The sequence below is a fragment of the Burkholderia sp. SIMBA_062 genome (assembly GCF_046534765.1).
GTDB lineage: Bacteria > Pseudomonadota > Gammaproteobacteria > Burkholderiales > Burkholderiaceae > Burkholderia > Burkholderia ambifaria.
This window is the reverse complement of the sequence record NZ_JAWRYD010000138.1, coordinates 1-377: the sequence shown is the minus strand read 5'-3', so window position 1 is coordinate 377 and position 377 is coordinate 1. Positions and strand designations below refer to the sequence as shown.

Here is a 377-nt window from a genome sequence, read left to right as displayed (position 1 = left end):
CTGAGTTTCCGAAAAAAGCTGCACGTGTTAGATTATTTGGCATTCCGACATAATCAGTAAATATTCCTTGTACCTCACTTTTGCCTTTGAACTGCCTTAGAACCTCAACCTTTGGAAAATCATATTCCATTGACCAATCATCACCGTCAAAGTACATCTCGCAAAGATTCTTTATTGATAAATCAGAAGTCATCCTTTCATTGCACTTGCGGGAAAGACCTATCTGTTTTGCCTGTATATATATTTCTTGTAAATTCATTATGGTATTCCAGCTAAAGGGTTTTTAATTTTTGAATTCATTGATTTTATCTCGTCATAGATGCCTTTAAGAGGTCTTGTGTTCTGCTCTATCTGAACCTGCACCAATAGTTGGTTAC

1 protein-coding gene is annotated in these 377 nt (G+C 36.1%); it reads right to left on the bottom strand.

From position 1 onward, the window contains the following. A partial coding sequence (locus SB786_RS35745; RefSeq protein ID WP_410731509.1) for a hypothetical protein occupies nucleotides 1-259 on the bottom strand: 259 nt, incomplete at its 3' end. Nucleotides 260-377 lie beyond the last annotated feature (118 nt).